A 15,169-nucleotide genomic window follows, 5' to 3' on the forward strand; every position below is an offset into this window, starting at 1 on the left:
GTCATGAACATTCCGCAGCCCAATGCCAGTAAATCTGTACATTGATCGCTCCTGCTCGAGATTGTCTTGCAGCAGCTTGCTAATCTTCTCTCGTGAGATGCCTATGCCGTCATCCCGGACATAGAGCCTCAGCATACTCTTCTCAAGTCCTCCTTTTATCGTTATCAAGCCTCCATTATGTGGTGTTATCCCATGAAACAACGCATTTTCCACGAGAGGCTGAAGGGTAAGCTTAAGAATCCGGTAATGCAGCAGGCTAGGATCGATATTTAGCTCATATTTATATTGCTCTCCATATCTCACCTGTTGAATGTGCATGTACATACGCAATCCTTCCAGCTCTTCTTCCAACGAGACATATTCCGATTGCTTGTCAAAACTAAAGCTTAGCAGCTTGACCAATGAGCGGATCGTATCGCGAACCTCATCAATTCGCTGCTGTTTAGCCAGACTGCTGATACAAGCAAGAGTGTTATATAGAAAGTGAGGCGCGATTTGGCTTCGCAGCATTTTCAGCTCATATTCCTTCTTCTGCTCCTCCGCCGACTTCGTCTTTTGAAGCAGGCTCTGGATCCGCTCCAGCATGGCATTGTAGCTTTGGGTCAGCCTTCCTATCTCATCCCTCCGCGTAACCGGTAGCTTCGCCACTACCTGGAGATCGTCAAGCCGATCCATTTTCTCGACGAACCTGCGGATTGGATGTGTAAAGGATCGGCTGAGAAGATACGCGCTTAGCAGTAGCACGACGATCCATATCATACTAGCTGTCCGGTAGTTGTTATTAAGCTTCTGTAGGTCCTGGTAGAAATAGTCCTCTTCGATAAAAGCTGCAAGCGTCCAGCCCAAACGGTTTTTCGTCGATTTCACGGCTACCAGTGGATTCAAGGAATTACCCTCTATCCCGCTTACACCAACTTTAAGTGTAACGAGTTGTTTCCGAAATCCTTCTTGAAGATTTGGCGGGTAGGAAGCCTCTTGAAAGGGAAGCAGCTTGTCACGTGAATCCAATCGATTAATGACATTTCCGTCTTTCGAAAATAAAACATAAGATTGATAGATCATAGGAGCAATTCGTTCCGTAAGCAAATTCAGATCCAACTCGACAACGACAACTCCCTGCACCTGTTTGTTTGCGTTCGTAATCGGCAATACATAGGCAAGCGTATGACCGGACATGGGTGAATAGTAAGGCTCACTGACATTAATGGCCAAATAGTTCTGAAGCGCTAGCTTATAAAGCTCCTTCAAGTGGGGATTGCCAATAATCTCATAATAAACCTGTGTGCTCGCAAAAACATCACCGTCAGCTCGAATTATGTACAACATCTTGGCTATCGAATTGTTATAACCAGCGAATTTGCGCAGCGTTTCGATGGCTGCCTGTTCATTTCCCTTCTCCAGCAAATCCTCACGGGTTGAGAGCAGCAGCAGCATATTTTCCACATTGTCCAAGCTGGCATCAATATATTGATTCGTTCTGCTCACGAGCAGTTCAGCATCGCGAATCACTTGATTCTTAAGCATACTCTCAGCCTCATGGAGATTGCGCCATGCAAGCACCAGAAACAGCAGCAGAGTTACGATAAATAAATAGATAAACTGCTTGGTAGCTAGTCCAAGGCTAGCATACCAATTAAACAGCTTCGACATATTTCCCATTCCCCCGCGCTTAGTCTCTCGTGCAGTTAACTATGCCTTTTATAATCTGAAGGGGACACACCGGTCCAATTCCGAAACGTAACGGTAAAATAGCGGTAGCTAGGGATTCCGACCTCTTCCGCAATTTCATACACTTTCTTATTCGTATGCCTCAGCAGCTCAAGCGCCTTCTCCATGCGAAGCCGGGTGATATACTGATTGACTGARCTCCCTGTTTCTTCGCGAAACAATTTACTGACATAATGCGGGCTAAGTCCTACCTGATTAGCAATATGAGGTAGTGAGATTGGCTCCTGCATATGGTCTTTTATCCATTGTACGGCTGAACGAATCTCGATGCGCGAGCGCGTTCTACCCAGCTCTACTACAGTGATATCACGGTTAATGCATGCGACCATTTGAGACAAGGTATGTGCCCCCATCAAATCCGCAATGCTAGCGCCATCAAGCTCAGCACCTTCCTGTACTTTGATCCATTCTACCTGCCAATTCAACATTCGTTCCTTAAGCTGCTCCTGCTTGATTCGATTCTTCAGGCACCAACTGATAAACTCGCCCTGCAAGCAGTCTCTTAAACTAGCAGTGGACCAGCAAGCCTTTCTTAGCAGCTCGTTCATTTCCTTAGCCTTCTTATCCGTCAGGTCCATTAAAGGCAATGGATGGCCAACGTGCACTTGGCTTTCCAAGGAACTATCATAAAAAAGCGCGTCCTTCCATTCGGTGGAATAAGCAAGAGACAGCCCAAGCTCTTCTTTAGTCGAGAACGGATGACTGATAATGGCATGTGCCGATGCTCTATAATTGAACAAAGAAGAATCACGCTGCATCAGCTCCGTCAAGGTTTGTACGACCTTACTAAGGGATTGTATTACCGACTCGGTAGGAAGCGGAGTACCTATAAGGACAAAATACTCCTTCTCTCGTATCGTCAGCCATGTTAACCAATTCGAATCAGAACTTTCCATTTCGGACAGCATTTGCTCGATTCGCTGTTTCTCCTGCACATATGTTGAATGAGGAGCATCCAATATCAAGCGTACCAATAAAATGGGGGACTCCTCATTCACCACAATCGACTGCCAATCAGAGCTGTCCAGCTCTTGTCCAAGCAGCAGTTTGCCAAATAACGAGGATTGCAGCAGCCTCTTATCCCTTTTTTCATTCTCCTGAGCAATTCGCTCCTTGACGATAACAGCTCTTACTTTGTCCATCGCTTGCTTTAACTCTTCTTCTTCCATCGACACCTTTAAAATATATTCAAGCGCTCCAAGGCGGAGCGCTTCTTGCACATAATGAAAATCACTGTGACAAGTTAGCAGTATAATTTGAATAGAAGGATATCGTTTTCTCAATTCCCGTATGAGTGTGATCCCGTCCATAATCGGCATCGTTATATCCGTGATCACAACATCCGGCGTACAGTCTTCGCATAGCTGCAAAGCCTCCAAGCCGTTGCTGGCTTCGCCAATTAATACAGCATCGCATTCCTCCCATGGAAAAATCCGAAGCTCCTGTCTTAGAGGAATCTCATCATCGACGATCAGAACGCTTAGTGGTTTCAATCCCATGATTCCCCTCCTTTCAAATCTCAGAASCTGATATCAGGTTCTTAATTGAGATGAATTGAAAGCGTTATCAATGCGTTTAGCTAATTATAGAGCATATACTCTAATTTCGGCAACCTCCGCTCGTGGACCACCATTTGTTCCGTCAATCCATAATCTGATTTGCTTGGATGCAATCTCTCGACCGAGCATATGCACTCTTTTGCGTTTGTGATTATCCCGTTCCCCTGCAATTTCAACCCATTCCTCTTGAATGAGTGCCTCAATCCGATAGCTGCGCACAACCTCAGGTATAGCATCGAAATTCGTGCGATGATGGTGCAAATTGATTAAATCTTCATTGACGTCGTCGTTAAAGGTTAGATGAATTTCGGCGATTCTTTTCTCTTCTTTCCATTCAAGTTGTATCCATTCAGGCTTGCCCACGTTCATTTCTTCGGACACCCAAAGGTGTGGACCGGCAAATGGCCGGATATAGCCGTCCGTCACATGTTTCGCCGTATATGCCTCGGTATTTGGTGTTACTTTMAAGCATAAAGGACGACGATTCCACTTACGCATACTCCATTGCGATACGGGTTGATCCGGCTGATGATCCTCAAGGTCGGAGGAAACAATCGGCTTTGGTCCCTTCTCGAAGCACAGTATACCAGTCAGCGACATATCCGAACCGTGAAGCTCAATCGCTTCATTTGCCTTTATAATTATAAAAGCATTGCAAGCTGCATCCGGCTGCCAAGACAGATCCAGCTTGACCCATTGATCGCTCCCCTCAGCTACTGTCTTAGAAACCGCTGCAATCCTTTGCTTTGGCACATAATTTTCTCCCTTGCCCGTATGCCAGAGCTCCACCTCAAGCGTCGTGGCCCTTGCTGCATCCAACAGCAGCTCAACCGATTCAAGAGCCGGGTCAATAGGAAACAAAATGCCGAGATCCTTTTCGAGCTGATGCGTGTATGAAGCGCTTGTTATAGCTACTTTATTCATCGTGCTTGATGCCGTTATATGTGCTGATTTCGCCAGATCAAGCGGGTCGTCTCCTGCCATTCCGATAATTGATGCATCCTGCCGCAGCATGATCTGCTGCAAGTCATTCATATGTTCGCGGTGCAGCTTTCGCGGAGATATGCCTTTTTGAACGGATAAAGCAGCACCGCTGCCAGCCGCTTCCCCAATCACAGCACAAGTCGCCATTACCCTTGTCGTGCCGAAGGCAACATGAGTTGCGCTAATATCACGGCCTGCAAACATCAAATTGTTAACATTGTTGGAATACAGACTTCGGAATGGAATATGGTAGATTCCGTCTGGGTACAAATGCTTCGAGCCACTTTCCGTCGAATACATTCCTTGCGGCGGATGGAGGTCAATGGACCAGCCTCCAAAAGCTACCCGGTCATCAAAAGGCTCCTGCGCGATAATATCGTTCTGGTTCAGCATGTAGTCACCTTGAAAACGGCGATATTCCCGCTTACCTGGAATCGATCCGATCCATTCCAGTGTCATATTATCGGCATCGAAGTTTCCTGAATTTTTGATATAATCCCAGATGCCATAAATAACCGACCAGAGCTCATCGCGAATTCGTTCGTTATCATGTACCGTATCCAATTCGCCTCCCCATTCAATCCACCAATAGTGGCAGCCTGAATCACCACTGCGGATAACTCGCTTCATTGGAATCGTCGTTTGCGTGATATCCTTGGCAAAGCTAGGCCTAATATATTTAACTGGACGGTCTGCTTCTTTTGTATAAAAGAGAAGCGTGCTGCCCAGTGTAATGTCGTCAGCTATCTCTGGTGCCCAATCCTCGTTAAATTCCTCCTTGGCTTCACGGCCAATTCGGTATTTGGCGCCAGCAAGAAAACCTACAAGTCCATCCCCGGTACAGTCGATGAACATTTGGCTTTCAAATCGAATCTTCCGCTCCGATCCCATCATCCATCCCGTAACGGAATGAATAATCCGATTATCCTCCTGTCCATCAGCCTCTACCTCATGCACGTCTGTGTTTAGGAACAATCGAATGTTTTGCTCCGCGCGAACGGTCTCGAGCACAATAAGATCCCATAAATAAGGATTACCATCGGGATTCCGGTATTGGTTCTCCACGAACATTTCTCCCATTATGCCCGTTTCCCGTGCATACCGCTGCGTTCCATGTGCCGTAGCGCCACACACCCACACCCTTACTTCACTACTAGAATTACCTCCGAGTACAGGTCTGTTGTTAATGAGCGACACGGTTTGTCCCAGACGGGCAGCTGCCACAGCAGCACATACGCCCGCCAATCCTCCGCCAATGACGGTAATATCAGTTTTTACTTGTTCAAGCTTCATATAAATCCCCCCAAGCATAAATTTAATTTCATCTTATACGAGGGGGTCGTTATTTAACATGCACTACGCTATCATAAAAGCATATACTTTATTTCACTGCGGAGGCTTACAGAAATGACTATTCAAAACGCCAATCTTTTCCCCATTCTTTCACATCATGTTTTTTGGAATCATAAAGAGAAGTTTCAACTCAGTGTGGACGTCTATGATCATTGGGTGCTTTTTGCTGTTGAGGGAGGCAGCTTTTCCTACCAAATAGGCGATGCTAAGGGAATAGCCCAAATGGGCGATGTGATCGTCTGTCCACCGGGACTTAGCTTTCATCGCAGTGTCATAAACTCGCTATCGTTTCACTTTATTGGATTTTCTTTCGGTTCTGTACAGGAGGAGCTTACTAAGAGGAATGAGGACGAGCATGCAGTCCGTCTTCAATTAGACTCATCAGCCTACAAGCTGATTATTGGTCATATGGAACGGCTTGCTGATAATTTGAGATTTCTAAAGCAGCATTTCGATGAAGGGCTTGAACAGAAACACTATTGGCAAAATCATGCGTTAAATGATATTTGGCGGTTATGTCAGCAGTCAGAGGTTCCTATTAGAGATCAGGATAATGAACCGACAGACCCATTGATCGAGCAGGCGAAGCTGTACATTCAGCAATACGGGTTCGGGGATATGAGTTTGCTAAACCTGGCATCCGAGCTCGGAATTAGTCCCGTGCAGCTTAGCCGCCGATTTAGCAGAAGTGAGGGAATGACGCCCTCTCGCTACTTAAGCCATATCCGATTGGAGAAAGTAAAAGCATTGCTAATCGACACCCAGCTTCCCATCGAGAAAATTGCGCAGGCCTGCGGCTTCAACAACGGATTTTATTTGAGTCGTGTATTCACTAAAATACTGAAAACCAGTCCCTCTGCCTACAGGAAAATGAACCGGGTATAGTTCGTTGTGGCATCAGCTTTAGCTTTATTATTCAAACGTAATCAGTTCTTACTCGATTGGATAATTAAGAGATCGTAGGTAGCAGCAACCCCTCCCACTATTCTGAATTTTTCTTCGTATTCCTTATACATGTTGGTGAACAAGAGTCGTAAACTTTGCCCCTTCAAGGTTACGGCTTCTGATGTACTGGCTCCCATTGCTTTAACCGAATGGAGAAGATCCCTCGCGGAAGCATACTTTTCCATATGAATAGTACGTTTATAGTTAATATTTGAATATCCTGATTGCTCAAGCATGTACTGCCATTGGAGCGGCGAATGAAACGACAGTCCGTGACGTTGCGGCTCCATTCCGGACGCACGATAAACTTCATGAAATGACCTATGCATCTCATTGAATGTATCTGGACCGAATGTGGAAAATAGCAATAATCCTCGAGGCCGCAAAATTCGCTGAAGATGTCCGAGCGTATCCTCAGGATTGCTTAGCCATTGAAAACAGGCGTTCGAGACGATGATATCGTAAGTGGAAGCTGGAGGATCAGCCGCCCAACTTTCAATATCCGCATGAATAAAACGTATACGATCCGGTGAACTCTTTCTGGTGCTCTGATGATCATTTGCTAATTGGACACGTCTCTCAGCTAGTTTAATCATCTCGGGTGCAATATCAAGTGCAGTCAGATTCCCACTTGGCCTTTCCTGCACTACCAATTGGGTTAAAGCTCCGGTTCCACAACCGATTTCAAGAATGTTAGGTTCATCTGTGAACCCGTTTCCTCCCCATCCTTTGAGAGATTTTACAAGCTGATCAGCCATTGTTCGCTGAACATGGGCATGCGTATCATATGAAATGGAACTACGATTAAACTGACGTTGAATCGTACTAATTCTGCTGTTGTTCATGCCACCATCTCCTTAATTCTTCAGCTATATGTACCTCCCTTTCCAGAAAGGGCACATGCCCGCAGGCTTGTATTGTAACTAACTTTGCTTGAGGCAGCTGATCCTTGAGCTCCAAAACAGCAGGGTAAGAACAAATTTTGTCCTCAGTCCCGTGAATAAGAAGAACAGGACAAGTAATATTCGGCAATCTAGACATGCAATCCTCGGTTCGTAAAATCTGAAGGCCTGCAATTAGAGCTGGTGCTGACCAACTACCGATTGGGGGAAGGGTTGCAGCAAGACCGATCTCCCATTCTATTTCCGTAAACATGAACGGCCTGAAATTCGTTTCAACAGAATGCTGATCCTTCGAGATTGCTTTGATCATCTGACGAACGTAGGTATCTGATATGCCGAGGACACTTTCTTCTTTGGGACGAGTGAAACGAGCTGTTGCGCCAAAAAGCACAAGACCATCAGCGTAACGATTAGCCGCTAGTCTCAGCGCCAACAAACTCCCTAGTGACCAGCCTGCGATCAGTATCGGTCCTTGAAACCGCCTATCGCTGCAACCTGCTTCATCTGCAATTCGGATCTTCCTAACTGCGGCTTCTGTGATATGAAGCATATTCTCTGGAGAGTCCGCATTGTTATATTCCACAGAAACATGGGCGTATTCCGGCAATAACTCGCGAAGCTGATTAAAAATAGTATCAGGCAGGCTCCATCCAGTTAGCCACAAAATAACACCACTCGATGACGTACTCTCCATTTTCATGGGAATTTTTTCCACTGCATTCATGAACGGATCACTCCTAACTGATGTCCGATTGTACAGATTATTTCGACTGCATTCATCAATTCCTTTTCTTTATGGGCAGCCGATAAGGAGAAGCGAATGCGTGCTGTACCATTAGGAACTGTGGGCGGCCGGATGGCTACCGCTTCTATCCCTTTCCATTCAAGTGCTTCACTGAAACGAAGGGCCACTTCATTTTCACCAACAATCACCGGTACAATAGGAGACTCGCCACAACCGACATCAAAACCAGCATTCATAAGTGAAGACCTAAACAGCCTACTTAACGAGAAGAGGCGCTCACGGCGCCAATGATCAGCTTGGACTAAGGAGAGTGATGCTGCAATACCCGTTACCCAGGAAGGCGGTAATGCCGTTGAATAGATGAGTGGTCTAGCCTTGTTAATTAGCCAGCGAATTAATGTATGACTACCGCAAACATAGGCACCATACACACCAAACGATTTACTGAATGTCCCCATATGTATATCCACCTGATGCTGTAGACCAAGGGCAAAGCAAAGTCCCTGACCTTGTTCCCCGTAAATCCCCCCGCTGTGCGCTTCGTCAACCATCAGCATCGTTCCGTATTTGCGTTTGAGCGCAGCCAGCTTACATAAGAGAGCTGCATCGCCGACCATGGAGAATACGGCATCCGTCACAATCAGCTTTCGCCTTTTATCACGATGCTTAATGAGCAAAGCCTCCAAATGCTCCATATCATTATGTCGGTACCGAGCATGCTCTGCGCGGCTCAATACAATACCGTCAACAATACTCGCATGGTTAAACTGGTCACTGAAAACCACATCATTCCGACCCACAACCGCGCTTATAACACCGGAATTAGCCATATATCCATTTGCAAAAACAAGTGCCGCTTCACTCCTCTGCCAATGTGACAACTTTTCTTCAAGACCTCTATAAGACAAGCGATTACCTGTTACAAGACGTGACGCTCCTGCTCCGCATCCTTCATTAAGAAGAGCTTGGCGCATGGCTTCAATAATTGAAGGATGCTGAGCTAATCCTAGATAGTCATTAGAGGCTAGATTAAGCAGCAAACGTCCTCCTCTCATCGTATAACCAGGAAATTGCAAGGCTGGAGCACTGTCACGTAAACAGCGTTCTAACGAGGCATCTTCTATGAACGCCAGTTCTTTTTCCATCCAGTTCATGATCCGTACCACCTTAAGAGGAGTTCATTTATATTTTCAAAGAGCATTTAACTCAATCTCAAAACCCAAATCTTCAATAATCTGATGATCTGCTGATATATCTTGACCTGTAGTCGTTAAATAATCCCCTACAAAAAGTGAGTTGGCAGCATATAGCGACAATGGCTGCAATGTACGGAGACTAACTTCGCGCCCTCCTGCAACACGAATCTCTTTTGACGGACAGATAAATCGAAACAATGCCAGTACCTTAAGCCCTTTCAGAGCCGGGGTGCGCCCTGCATCCTCCAATGGAGTTCCAGGAATCGCATTCAAAAAATTAATCGGAATCGAATCCGCATCGAGCTCACGGAGCGCATAAGCCATCTCAACTATTTCCTGATTACTTTCACCCATACCGATAATTACACCAGAGCAGGGAGACATACCATATGCTTTTACTTTTTCCACGGTTTCAACACGCTGTTCATAGGTATGCGTAGTCGTAATAGATGAGTAATTATTTTTACTTGTGTTCAAGTTGTGGTTGTAACGGTGTACACCTGCTTCGGCTAAACGTTCGGCTTGACCGTCCTTCAAAATCCCGAGACATGCGCATATTTTCAGCGGCATCGTTGCACGTATTTCTTCAACCGCATTTACGACTTGGTCCAGTTCCTTTTCCGTTGGGCCTTTCCCTGAAGCTACAATGCAGTAGGTTCCTGCTTTTCGTGACATAGCCTCACGAGCTCCAGCAAGAAGCGTTTCTTTGTCGAGCAGGGTGTATTTTTGAACGGGTGCCGTCGATATGATGGACTGTGAGCAATAACCGCAATCTTCGGGGCAATGTCCACTTTTAGCATTAATGATCATGTTCAGTTTCACTTTTTTGCCGTAGTAATGTTTTCTGACCTGAAAAGCAGCTTGCATCAAGTTCAGTATGTCATCGTTATCTGATTCAAGCACAGCCAGCCCTTCTTTAACAGTTAAACACTCACCCGATAGTGCTTTCTCAGCGAGTAACGACCAGTCTATTTTGGATTTCTTTATTGTCATTTCGCTCTCCCTCTATTTGTTTGAATGGTTAATGCTCGCGCGATCGTTTGCAATTGAATTTGCTCTCGAACCACTTGAATCAGCAACGCTGAATTTATTTCGTCCTTCAAGTAGGGGAAATGTCCGAGAAACTTGATGCCGCTATAACGCTCAATTAGAGCTGCATTAGTTGTCACACTCGGGTCGTCATACCTCTCCATTGATTCAGCATCGTTGCAAATAAAGCCTATAATCGGGACCCCATGCTGCTGTAGATAAGCTACTGTAAGGAGCGTGTGATTGATCGTTCCAAGACCCGAACGGGCTACAATTAAAGCCGGAATCCGAAGCTCAGTTATTAAATCCAACATTAAAAAATCATCGGTTAGAGGCACAGCTACGCCCCCTGCCCCTTCGATAAGCAGCGATTCGTAACGATATAATAAGTCTTCGCCAGCAGCCGCTAACCCCTTTAATGTTAAGGTCACACCCGCTTGTTTGGCTGCGAGCAGTGGCGTAAGCGGGGCTTGAAATGTGAATGTCGCTACCGCCTCCGGCTTCTCATTTAGTCCAGTATATTGTAGTAGACGCTCAGCATCAGTTGCTCCACTGCCAAGCAATTCTCCGGACTGGACAGGCTTCCAAACACCGATATTCCTATTTTCAGCGCGAAGGGCTGCAGTGAGTGCCGCAGTTACAATGGTTTTACCAACGCCAGTGTCCGTTCCGACCACAAATACTCCACGCATCAACCTCATAGGGTGGACTCACCTTCAGTCACGCTGAGAATAGCCTCTATCAAAATATCAGTCATCACATCAAGCTCACCCTCAGAACTAGCTAGTGGCGGGATGAATACGACAACATTGCCAAGCGGTCTCGTAAGCATGCCAAGCTCTCTCGCCTTTTGGGTTACGCGAACACCGATTCTTTCCGCCCAATCATACGGTTCACGAGTAACCTTATTGCGCACAAGCTCAATTCCAATCATCAGTCCTTTTTGTCTTATGTCACCGACATGCCGAAAATTATGTAAAGCTGCGAGTTTACGTTCTACGAATGATGCCTTTGATCGTACTCCTTCAATGATGTTACGCTCTTCAAACAGCTTCAAGCTAGCCAAAGCAACTGCACAGCCGAGCGGATTACCTGTGAAGGAATGACCATGGAAAAATGTTTTTTGCTCTTCGTAATCTGCATAAAAGGCGTTGTACACCTCGTCTGTCGCAAGCGTCGCTGCCACGGGCAAATAGCCGCCTGTAAGGCCTTTTCCGATGACCAGCAAATCAGGTGATACCTCTTCAAGATCACAAGCAAACATAGCACCCGTCCGCCCAAAACCTGTCGCCACCTCATCTGCAATGAACAGTACACCATACTTACGGCATAGTGCTGCCATCTCTTGTAAGCAGCCTTCTGGCATTATAATGATGCCACTAGCCCCTTGAACAATCGGCTCTACAATAAGAGCTGCGATTTCATCTGCACTGGACTCGAGTAATTGACGCAACGCCATTAGCGTAGCTTCCTTTACTTCCTCTTCACCGCCATCATAGCGGTAGGCATAAGGATATGGAATGACATACGAAGGAAAGAGCATGGGACGAAACACATCATGATACAGTGGAATCGCACCTACGCTAACCGCACCAATTGTATCTCCGTGATACGCTTGATTCATCGTAATAAACTTTGTTTTACCCTCCTGTCCTTTGTTTTTCCAATATTGAAACGCCATTTTGACCGCAATTTCAACACCCGTTGCACCAGAATCAGAGTAAAACACTTTATTTAACCCTTCGGGTGAAATCTCTACCAATTTCTCTGCAAGTTCAATGGCGGGCACATTAGCCATACCAAGAAGAGTAGAATGTGCAATTCGTCCTAACTGATCTGTGATCGCCTGATTTAGCTCAGGGACGTTGTGCCCATGAACGTTAAGCCACACCGAGGAAAAGCCATCATAATAATCACGCCCATTAACGTCATATAATTTGATTCCTTCACCGCGTTCGATAATTAGAGGATCGGAGTTGTTGTAGTCTTTCATTTGAGTAAAAGGATGCCATAAATATTGCTTATTGATGGCAGATAGTCGTTCATAATGCATAGTCACAGGAAGTTACCACCTTTAGCTAAATAATTTTAATTGTTAACCTATATTTATTTATTTTGGTTAACAATAGAATGTAGCTAGTTTAGCAGACATAAATTTTCCTGTAAAGATAATCATTGCAGAAGTTTTTCAAATCCATTTCAAACGGTTTAACTAGATAAATACGATTCGACCGTAAATTAGCATTGTTCAAGCGGTGGATTAAGAGTCAAAAACGAGGATAGAAATCTACTGAGACAATAAAAAAAACCACTTTAGAAAGTGGTTTGAAGCAATATTTAAATAGAATTTTCTGAACATCTATTACTTCAAAATAAAAATTAGTTGCGACAGCGAGTTTCAAAAGATCTTTCAAGAGAACACTTATCTTATTTTTCCAAAAATTATTTAACTTGTTATTATATTTTATAGGCAGGATAGTTCAATTGTTTCACGAATATCCCACTTAAGGTATTTTTATGAAGTTTGTAAATAAGATGTTATGTGTAATTTCTGAAAAAGAGGTGGAAGTGCAAGAAGTGTAATAGAATTGGTGGCTTTTATTCTCGCCAGGCATGGGGCTGGGGGAATTTTGACATCATAGATTCTTTTAAATTCTTGGCTTTTCATACAGAGAAATGTGGAGAAGAGAATATATGTGTAATTTCTGAACATGATGATAACTATGAAGAAGATTTGAATCAAGAAAAACTAGATTTCTACACTAAAGATTCAATTAGTTATTTTCCTTCCTCTAATGATTGGCGATTCATGATGGAACACAATGAGTTAAATATAGAAGAAATAAATAGTCTGTGGGTTAAACAAGAGAAATATGTACATTTATAAAGCTTTATTCGAGACTTTTGAAGGAAATGAATATACGTTATTTGGAATGGAAAAGAACCTTCCGGAATTAGATGTGAATTACTTAGTAATTGGTGAAATTGTCTCAACCGACATTACTCATAAAACCAAAGAGAAAATTGGAGATATTAAGGGACAATTAATAAGTGTAACAGATATAAAAAGACTTAGTAATCTCGAAGAAGGTAGTAAGTTCACCTAACACCCTCTTTACGCATCCGTCCATTCTGCCTTCGTTCCCGAAGAAGTTAGTTGTGTAATCAGGATGTATATTACAGCAGCAGAGATGCGAATGCACAGTGATTGGAATATTAGTGGTGAAATTATAAAAAGATGAGGAAGAAATTTGATTGTTATTGGAAATTTGGATATCCTGCGTAACTTGATTAGTCGTTATTCACCTCTAATTCATCTAACAGTGGAGATGCTACATCAATTCGTAAAACGTATTGATGTAGATAACCACGGACACCCTATCATTTACCTATTTTCCAGCTTTTCTGATTAATCGTTCTTCAAAACTATCTGCGACACGCACTCAACGTGTGTCGAGTAGACAGTGTGAACAAACTTTATACGATGAGCACCATCCCGGTGACTTATCTTCCAGCAAGACGATCTCCTCTCCTCGCTGTTGTCTTATTTTAATATTTTCTTTCCCTCAAGAACACATTATGCGCCGACCTATTCAAAGGCTACAACCGCATCAACCAACGCTGTCAACTGAGTCTATAACGTCTCTGTACTGAGCGTAAATCCTTCGATTACGGCATCTTCGTCGATCTCAATCAGGATGCATCGTTTCCCTTGATAATTCACCTGTCTCACATACTTTAAATCCTGCGGGCTGACCGAAATCGAGGCTACCTTTGTATCGATCTTAATCGATTTTGAAGTGAATTTCGGCATAACGCTGCTTGCCTTCATTTCATAGTTCCTATCGTCGACGATCGTTTGAAACGCGCGTTCCACTTTTTCCGTCGTCACGTTCTCTATGCCGCTTACTGTCAGCACACGTTCCATATCTTTATAATCCAACTTCGGGGGTTCTTCCTCATCTTCGTTGGTTTCGATTACCTGGTGGATCTCCTCGTACACCTGTGCGAGAGTGGCTACGTCGAGTTGTTCGCCCACCACTTCCTTCACGATGTCTTCGAAAATAGCCCTCTCTTCCATTGCCGTCATGGATCTTTCGGCATTTAAGACCTGTCCGATGAAGTGCGGATCTGGATAATTCGATTTTGCCGTACAATACAGAATGCGGTTCACATCGGAATAGTTATCCGTCACGCTAGGGTAAAAGAACCCGTGCTCCGGCGAACTTAACTTGATAATCGGATCTACAATGACATTGTACTTAAATTCCCTCTCCACATAATCGAACAAGAGAGTTTTCTTTTGCTTCTCCGTGGAATTCACGCTGCATAGAATGAACGGATGCGCGAACAGTTCGTCCTTCCCGCTCTCTTCAGCTTCTTCATTTCTGCCCTTGGTCGGCCGGAAATACTGTCCACGAACGAACGTGACTACTGTATCCTGTTCATACTTGGCATCCACCAACATTTTATCCACCAACAGCAGCATCAGGTCCTTCCATTCTTCAGGATCGCCTGTCGCCAAACCTTGGTGAAGCAGCACTCGCGTTGGATCCTCTGCTTCCTCCTGAAACTTCAACTCGAACAACTTCTGATCCAATTCTCCGGTCAGTAGTTTTTTGAAATTCCCCATATACAGCTCCTGCTTCTCTCTATCCACCAGAGCAAACGCCTGGCGCTCCCAATGATAGACCTCGTTGCTATCCTTCATAATATACACGTTGAGAA

Annotated in this window: 12 protein-coding genes; 2 read left to right on the top strand and 10 right to left on the bottom strand. The window is 44.6% G+C overall.

Annotation, left to right across the window (positions count from 1 at the left end; genetic code table 11):
* From AC1DWN_RS15315 to AC1DWN_RS15325, 3 genes are all read right to left on the bottom strand, one after another.
* A partial coding sequence (locus tag AC1DWN_RS15315; protein WP_477559766.1) for a cache domain-containing sensor histidine kinase occupies window positions 1-1,650 on the bottom strand: 1,650 nt, incomplete at its 3' end.
* A gap of 35 nt (window positions 1,651-1,685) precedes the next feature.
* Window positions 1,686-3,227, bottom strand: a complete 1,542-nt coding sequence (locus tag AC1DWN_RS15320; protein ID WP_477559767.1) for a response regulator transcription factor — start codon at window positions 3,225-3,227, stop codon at window positions 1,686-1,688.
* Between the two features lie 84 nt (window positions 3,228-3,311).
* Complete coding sequence (locus AC1DWN_RS15325) at window positions 3,312-5,564, bottom strand: FAD-dependent oxidoreductase (protein ID WP_477559768.1); 2,253 nt, start codon at window positions 5,562-5,564, stop codon at window positions 3,312-3,314.
* Between the two features lie 114 nt (window positions 5,565-5,678).
* Between AC1DWN_RS15325 and AC1DWN_RS15330 the strand changes: the two genes are divergently transcribed.
* Entirely contained in the window at window positions 5,679-6,509 is an 831-nt protein-coding gene (locus AC1DWN_RS15330) for a helix-turn-helix domain-containing protein (RefSeq protein WP_477559769.1), read from the top strand.
* Between the two features lie 41 nt (window positions 6,510-6,550).
* On the opposite strand, the gene bioC is transcribed toward AC1DWN_RS15330, so the two are convergent.
* From bioC to bioA, 6 genes are read right to left on the bottom strand one after another with little or no spacing between them, the layout of a single operon-like run.
* The gene (bioC, locus tag AC1DWN_RS15335; protein WP_477559770.1) at window positions 6,551-7,414 is read right to left on the bottom strand and encodes a malonyl-ACP O-methyltransferase BioC; all 864 of its coding nucleotides are present in this window, start codon (window positions 7,412-7,414) and stop codon (window positions 6,551-6,553) included.
* A complete protein-coding gene (locus tag AC1DWN_RS15340; protein ID WP_477559771.1) occupies window positions 7,395-8,195 on the bottom strand; it encodes an alpha/beta fold hydrolase in 801 nt (266 codons plus the stop codon). The genes bioC and AC1DWN_RS15340 overlap by 20 nt, the downstream gene beginning before the upstream one ends.
* Window positions 8,192-9,370, bottom strand: a complete 1,179-nt coding sequence (gene bioF, locus AC1DWN_RS15345) for an 8-amino-7-oxononanoate synthase (protein ID WP_477559772.1) — start codon at window positions 9,368-9,370, stop codon at window positions 8,192-8,194. The genes AC1DWN_RS15340 and bioF overlap by 4 nt, the downstream gene beginning before the upstream one ends.
* 36 nt (window positions 9,371-9,406) lie before the next feature.
* Window positions 9,407-10,405 (bottom strand): biotin synthase BioB, encoded by a 999-nt coding sequence (gene bioB, locus AC1DWN_RS15350; RefSeq protein WP_477559773.1) that lies wholly within the window; start codon window positions 10,403-10,405, stop codon window positions 9,407-9,409.
* The gene (gene bioD, locus AC1DWN_RS15355) at window positions 10,402-11,142 is read right to left on the bottom strand and encodes a dethiobiotin synthase (RefSeq protein ID WP_477559774.1); all 741 of its coding nucleotides are present in this window, start codon (window positions 11,140-11,142) and stop codon (window positions 10,402-10,404) included. The genes bioB and bioD overlap by 4 nt, the downstream gene beginning before the upstream one ends.
* Complete coding sequence (gene bioA / locus AC1DWN_RS15360; RefSeq protein ID WP_477559777.1) at window positions 11,139-12,494, bottom strand: adenosylmethionine--8-amino-7-oxononanoate transaminase; 1,356 nt, start codon at window positions 12,492-12,494, stop codon at window positions 11,139-11,141. Before bioA ends, bioD begins: the two co-directional genes overlap by 4 nt.
* A gap of 820 nt (window positions 12,495-13,314) precedes the next feature.
* On the opposite strand from bioA, the gene AC1DWN_RS15365 reads away from it, so the two are divergent.
* The gene (locus AC1DWN_RS15365) at window positions 13,315-13,548 is read left to right on the top strand and encodes a hypothetical protein (RefSeq protein ID WP_477559775.1); all 234 of its coding nucleotides are present in this window, start codon (window positions 13,315-13,317) and stop codon (window positions 13,546-13,548) included.
* A 527-nt stretch (window positions 13,549-14,075) separates the two neighbouring features.
* Here the strand turns inward: AC1DWN_RS15365 and AC1DWN_RS15370 are convergent.
* On the bottom strand, window positions 14,076-15,169 hold a 1,094-nt coding region (locus AC1DWN_RS15370), incomplete at its 5' end, for a DUF4317 domain-containing protein (protein ID WP_477559776.1).

The sequence above is a fragment of the Paenibacillus sp. P4_A7 genome (assembly GCF_056402455.1).

What these genes read in the sequence shown, in the direction of transcription:
- AC1DWN_RS15330 (WP_477559769.1), top strand. Translation starts at nt 5,679, where the DNA reads ATGACTATTCAAAACGCCAATCTTTTCCCCATTCTTTCACATCATGTT.
- bioC (WP_477559770.1), bottom strand. Translation starts at nt 7,414, where the DNA reads ATGAACAACAGCAGAATTAGTACGATTCAACGTCAGTTTAATCGTAGT.
- AC1DWN_RS15340 (WP_477559771.1), bottom strand. Translation starts at nt 8,195, where the DNA reads ATGAATGCAGTGGAAAAAATTCCCATGAAAATGGAGAGTACGTCATCG.
- bioF (WP_477559772.1), bottom strand. Translation starts at nt 9,370, where the DNA reads ATGAACTGGATGGAAAAAGAACTGGCGTTCATAGAAGATGCCTCGTTA.
- bioB (WP_477559773.1), bottom strand. Translation starts at nt 10,405, where the DNA reads ATGACAATAAAGAAATCCAAAATAGACTGGTCGTTACTCGCTGAGAAA.
- bioD (WP_477559774.1), bottom strand. Translation starts at nt 11,142, where the DNA reads ATGAGGTTGATGCGTGGAGTATTTGTGGTCGGAACGGACACTGGCGTT.
- bioA (WP_477559777.1), bottom strand. Translation starts at nt 12,494, where the DNA reads ATGCATTATGAACGACTATCTGCCATCAATAAGCAATATTTATGGCAT.
- AC1DWN_RS15365 (WP_477559775.1), top strand. Translation starts at nt 13,315, where the DNA reads ATGTACATTTATAAAGCTTTATTCGAGACTTTTGAAGGAAATGAATAT.